The organism is Thermodesulfobacteriota bacterium, from assembly GCA_034189135.1.
GTDB lineage: Bacteria > Desulfobacterota > Desulfobacteria > Desulfobacterales > JAUWMJ01 > JAUWMJ01.
Window position 1 is genome coordinate 1 of sequence record JAXHVO010000058.1, and the last position, 5846, is coordinate 5846.

Below are 5846 nucleotides of genomic sequence, written 5' to 3' on the forward strand. Positions count from 1 at the left end.
AAAAGTCATCGAATTGACAAAGAACAATGAAACTGAATTACTTTATCGTAACATTTGTACTACTCTAAACGAAAATGAATTTAAAAAAGCAGCATAAGTTTTCGCTCAATTGGGGTAATAGCAAAAGGAGAACCATAGATGAAAATATCAGTTTGTGGAAAAGGAGGAAGCGGCAAGAGCGCTTTAACCAGTTTGCTGGCCAATCAGGCCATATCCAGGGAACTTGGAGTCCTGGTGGTGGATTCAGATGAATCAAATTCAGGGCTCTTTAAAATGCTTGGGTTTGATCACCCGCCGGTCCCCCTTATGGAACTTATCGGGGGAAAGAAAAAGTTAAAGGAGAAGATGAAAAACTCCAGCGTTTTGACAAAAACTCATATTTCGGTTAATGATATTCCTGCTGAGCAGCTAAGCCGCAGAAACGGTCTTATGCTCCTTAGTATCGGAAAGATTCTTCAGGCCTTTGAAGGGTGCGCCTGCCCCATGGGAGTGTTGAACCGGGAGTTCTTGAAAAAACTTCGCCTGAATAATGATGAAATCGCCATTATCGATATGGAAGCAGGCGTGGAGCATTTCGGGCGGGGGATTGATGAAGGTATCGACCGGGTACTTCTGGTGGTTGAACCCTCCTTTGAATCCATCGCTCTGGCGGAGAAGATCAAAAAGATCACCACCGGGATGAACAGGGCGGTTTCAGCGGTGTTAAACAAGATAGACTCGGAGGAAACGGCCCATAAACTGGAAAATGAACTAAAAACCAGGAACATAGAGGTCATTGGGGCCATTCCAAATGACCCATTGGTATTCGAAGCATGTCTGGAAGGCCAGGCCCTGGGTGTTGGAGCAGCCTTTCATGCGGCAGGAAAGGTTTTGGATGATCTGCTGGAAAAAAAATAAACAAAGTTTTAGGAGAAGGATATGTGTTTGAGCACGGTGTATATGGGTTCGGGAAATGAGCAAAAGGAAATAATGAAAGATGTCGCAAGCATAGAGGCCGAAGGCCGGGGCTTTTGGTTCACCAATCTTTTCGGGGAAAGGAAGTTCGTTGAGGGCGCCATTCAAACGGTGGACCTCATGGATAAAAATTTTGTCCTGCTCAGAAAAGAAAAAGCGGATGACGAGAGACAATAATGGAAATGGAAATCACCTTCCCTGGCGGGAAAAAAGTCAATTCAACCTATAAAGGATTCACGGTTGAAACGGATCAACCCAAAGACGAAGGTGGGGACGGAACCGCACCGGAACCTTATGATCTGTTTTTATCCTCAATCGGAACGTGCGCCGGGGTGTATGTGGTTTATTTCTGCCATGAACGCGGCATCGATATGTCGGGCCTTAAAATGACCGTTGGATTCGAGCGAAATGAGAAAAAAAAGCTGGTGGAAACGGTGCGGATTCATATCCATTTGCCACCGGGTTTTCCGCAGAAATATAAATCGACGGTGGTCAAGGTGGCCGGGCTTTGCACGGTGAAAAGGAACATTATCGACCCTCCTGATTTCATAATTGAGGCCGATATTCAAACCTAGACCTGTTGGGGTATGCGGTCAGGCCGGCGAGGGAACTTAGCGGGAAAATGAAGAAATGGCCGAAAATTTGGGGGCTTTCATTTTCTAAGGTCATAGCGACAGGGAGAAAGCAAACAGACACATGAAGATTTTACATGATTTAATTTCATCACTAAACTTTGATGCGACGGTGAAAGATATCCGGCAGGGAATATTCCATACCGGGGTGTGGACTCGAAACTGTGGGCTGGCAGCAACCTTGCCGAGAGATGCGTTGCAGCAGGAGCCACCCATGGTCAAGGCACCCGGTTTTCTGTCGGATAAAACGCCGTCGGAACTGGCCCAACTGGTTTATTCTCAAAGTATACTGGAGGCCGCTATCGGCATGGCCACCATCAATTCACTGGTTGAGTTTGATGAAAATTCATGCATTGAGCTCAATGCTGCTGAACTGATCATAGAAAAGGGAGCGGGCAAGAATATAGCGGTGGTGGGGCACTTTCCCTTCATACCCAGGGTTGGCAAGTATTCCAAGGAGCTCTGGGTCATTGAGAAAAACCCCCAGGAGGGAGATTTTACCGAAGCGGATGCGGACAACCTGATTCCCCGGGCGGATGTGGTTGCTATCACGGGGACGGCCTTAACCAACCATACCATGGCGCATTTGCTTGCGCTTTGCCATCCCAAGGCCTATACCATCGTATTGGGAGATACGGCGCCTCTTTCCCCCATCCTGTTTGACCACGGGTTTAATGCCTTATCCGGCACAAGGGTAATAGACGCGGAACTGGCGTTAAGGTGCGTCAGCCAAGGGGCAAATTTCAGGCAAATCCAGGGGGTCAGGCGACTGACCATGATGAGGTGAGTGTCAGAATCAAGACAGGATTTATTGAACAATGATGAAAGAGGAAGCGTTACAAAATGAGATAAAAACCTTAGAGGAAAAACTAAGGGACCGCGAAAAAGCACTTCCACCACACTCGGTAAAACCAAATCAGATGCTTATCATTGATGAACTGGAATCAGCGATTGAAGAAAAGAAGAAGGAACTGGCAGAACTTAAAAAGAAAAAATGCAGCTATTGAAACGGATTAGGAGCGAGGTCCCAATAACCTGAATTGTTCAATGGGGTTTTAAACGAGATACTTAACAAATCTTTAATAATATGCTTGGTACTTACTTTTCAAATTACTTGTTCATCTTTTTCTTATATTCGATCCCTATCAGTTTTGGATAAGGGGGTGAGTAAATCCAGTTTACTGCATTCCGTTTGGTTGGCATAGGCTATTGATCGCATAGTATGGTACTCGTGATCGTAATGTTGTAAAAAAATCTTCGTTACCGGCACAACCTCTTTTAATAATTGAAGCAGCGTTTGCATTGCTTCTTCAATTTCCAGATTTCCACATATTCTTAATGCTGCCTGTCGAAAAACTTGTTTTCGTCCATTTTTTATCCTTTTCATATTTATTTTGTCATTACTGTATATGATAAATATTATCAAAGCTATCACATTTGGCAATACTAAAATATAAGTTTCTGCAACTTATTGATTTACTGAGCACTTGACATGGCATAGTCAGATAGATTATCCATCAAATATATCTGAAGGTGAACTCGTAAAAACCGCGTGAGGATTAAAATAAAAAATTATGATTGTTATTTCAGACACTTTTTATTAATTTGCTTTAAAACTGTTGACCATATCAAAATGGAAAATAGAACAATTAATATCAAAAGTACACAATATCCAATCTTAAAAACCAAACTTTACGTACCACAGCCGCGACCTGATTTGGTTCAACGAACGCATTTGATTGATCGACTGAATAAGGGCATTAATCATAAGTTAACGCTAATTTCCGCACCAGCCGGTTTTGGAAAGACGACTCTCTTAAGTGAATGGATTTCCCAGAGTGAAATACCGGTAGCCTGGATTTCACTGGATAAAGGCGATAATGATCCTGTTCATTTTATCCATTATCTAATTGCCACTTTACAGACTATTGAGTCGAATATCGGTAAGCCTGTCTTATCCTTGCTGAAATCTCCTCGGCAACCGCCGATCAAGTCTATGATGATAAATCTGATTAAAGAGATATCTGATATTCATGATGACTTCATGTTTGTTCTTGATGATTATCATTCCATAGACGCGGAAAAGATACACAAAATTGTTGAGTTTTTAATTGATCATTCACCGCCACATATACATCTTGTTATTTCGACCCGTGTCGATCCACCTTTACCTTTAGCTCGGTTGAGGGTTAGGAATCAACTGTCTGAGTTTCGTACATCTGACCTCTGTTTTACATTTAAGGAAACATCTCTATTCTTTAATAAAATGATGAACTTGGCACTTTCAAGTCATGAAATCTCTATGCTCGAATCTCGCACTGAAGGCTGGATTGCTGGATTGCAGCTGGCTGCGCTATCTATGCAGGGTCGTGGAAATATTCCGGAATTTATAGAAACATTTGCAGGAGACGACCACCATATTGTGGATTATTTGGCAGAAGAAGTATTGAATCATCAGTCCGAACAAATCCAGAATTTCTTGCTGCAAACTTCTATTCTCAGCCGATTATCAGGACCGCTTTGTGATTTTGTTACCGATCGGAAAGGCGGTCAGGAAATGCTTGTTGATCTGGAAAGAGCCAATCTATTTATCTTGCCGTTGGATAACAAACGTCGCTGGTATCGCTATCACCACCTTTTTGCCGATTTGCTAAGGCAGCGATTGCACCGGACACATGGCGATCGTATGCATGAATTACACAAGCGGGCAAGTGAATGGTATGAGCAGAATGCGTTTGGAGAGGAAGCCATAGAGCATGCGTTAATGGCTCAGGATTTCAAGCGAGCAGCGCGTTTAGTTGAAGAACTTACCGAGGCCATATGGCAGCGTGGCGAACCGACTTTGCTGTTTCGATGGATAGAAGCACTGCCGGATGCATATGTAATATCGAGGCCTAATCTCTGTATCTCGTACGCTTGGATACTATCTGAAAGCGGTCAACAACAAGCCGCTGAACGGAGTTTGCAGACGGCTGAAAAAATCATTGATTCTACTAATAATGGAAAGATAATAAAACCAAAAGGCCAATCAACAAGACAGCAGTCTTTAACCAGCAGGGAGCTACAAGGCAGAATTGCTGCTATTCGTGCGTACATGGCCACCGACCGGGGGGACGTACAAAGTAGCCTTAAGTTCTCGGAACGGGCGCTTAAATGCCTCCATAAGGAAGATTCAACATGGCGCGCCGGTGTTGCGCTTTCATCAGGCATTGCGAACTCACTCAGGGGAGACAACGTATCAGCCAACAAAGCGCTCTCAGAGGCGGTAGAAGCAAGCAAAGCAGCAGACAATATTAATTTATATCTGGCAGCCAATTTTTGGTTGGTCGTTAGCCTGAAATATAATGGCCAACTACCGCGAGCTATTGAAATTTGTAAGCACTTATTGAAAATCGTAAATGAAGAGAAATTGGCATATACAGCAATAGAAGGTGCGTTATTCGGTGTTTGGGGAGAAATTCTCTACGAATTGAATGAACTTGATGAAGCATTACATTATGTAAGAAAAGGTCTTATACTGATGGAACATGGACATCATGTTGGTGGCCGTAGTTGGGCCTATTACGGGCTGCTGAAAATTTTGGCTGCCAAAAATGATCTCCCCGGCGTCGAAGAATCAATCCAGAAAATAGCGCGATTAGAGCAGGCATCTGAGGTCCCTCTTTGGGTCACTCACCCGATTGAAGCCTGGAAAGCCCGGATATGGCTAATGAATGGCAATATAGACAGAGCTGTCAAATGGGCTAAAGAACGTGAATTGACATTGAATGACGATCTGACGCCCATGCGCGAAACTGAGCACATTATGCTTGCACGAATTCTCATTGCCCAGGGCCGACTGAATGATGCTATAAGATTGTTGGACCGTCTGAGCAAAGTGTCGGAAAAAGGCGGCAGAGTTCTGAATCAGATCGAAGCACTGCTGGTTAAAGCTTTGGCCCTGCGGGCACAAAGGAACATAACTGAAGCCTCGGTCGCCCTTGGGAAAGTGGTATCACTGGCCGAACCGGGAGGCTATATCCGCATATTTTTAGATGAAGGCCCACCTATCGCTAAATTATTGGAAAAAATCCTTGATACTAAGCTGGATGTTCCACGGGCGTATGTAAAAAAGCTGTTGTCAGCATTTAGGTTAAGTAAACTAGTGCCTGAACGAAAAGTCATGGTTTTACGAGCCAGCCGGTTGGTTATGTTCGTTCATTAAATTACTACCGTTCAAAATGATGGCAGCCAGTAGTAAATCAAATCTTGGCTACCTTT

Annotated in this window: 6 protein-coding genes; all 6 read left to right on the forward strand. The window is 43.8% G+C overall.

Annotated elements, in window-relative coordinates; all coding sequences use genetic code 11:
- Positions 1–138 precede the first annotated feature (138 nt).
- The 6 genes from SWH54_07850 (at position 139) to SWH54_07875 (ending at position 5790) form a co-directional block, all read left to right on the forward strand.
- Positions 139–897, forward strand: coding sequence for an ATP-binding protein (locus tag SWH54_07850; protein MDY6791164.1), 759 nt, complete (start codon positions 139–141; stop codon positions 895–897).
- Between the two features lie 21 nt (positions 898–918).
- Positions 919–1131, forward strand: coding sequence for a CooT family nickel-binding protein (locus tag SWH54_07855; GenBank protein ID MDY6791165.1), 213 nt, complete (start codon positions 919–921; stop codon positions 1129–1131).
- On the forward strand, positions 1131–1529 hold the full coding sequence (locus SWH54_07860; protein MDY6791166.1) for an OsmC family protein: 399 nt from the start codon (positions 1131–1133) through the stop codon (positions 1527–1529). Before SWH54_07855 ends, SWH54_07860 begins: the two co-directional genes overlap by 1 nt.
- Before the next feature lie 121 nt (positions 1530–1650).
- Positions 1651–2373 (forward strand): DUF364 domain-containing protein, encoded by a 723-nt coding sequence (locus SWH54_07865; GenBank protein ID MDY6791167.1) that lies wholly within the window; start codon positions 1651–1653, stop codon positions 2371–2373.
- A gap of 31 nt (positions 2374–2404) precedes the next feature.
- On the forward strand, positions 2405–2593 hold the full coding sequence (locus tag SWH54_07870) for a hypothetical protein (GenBank protein ID MDY6791168.1): 189 nt from the start codon (positions 2405–2407) through the stop codon (positions 2591–2593).
- A 626-nt stretch (positions 2594–3219) separates the two neighbouring features.
- A complete protein-coding gene (locus SWH54_07875) occupies positions 3220–5790 on the forward strand; it encodes a helix-turn-helix transcriptional regulator (GenBank protein MDY6791169.1) in 2571 nt (856 codons plus the stop codon).
- Positions 5791–5846: the final 56 nt, after the last annotated feature.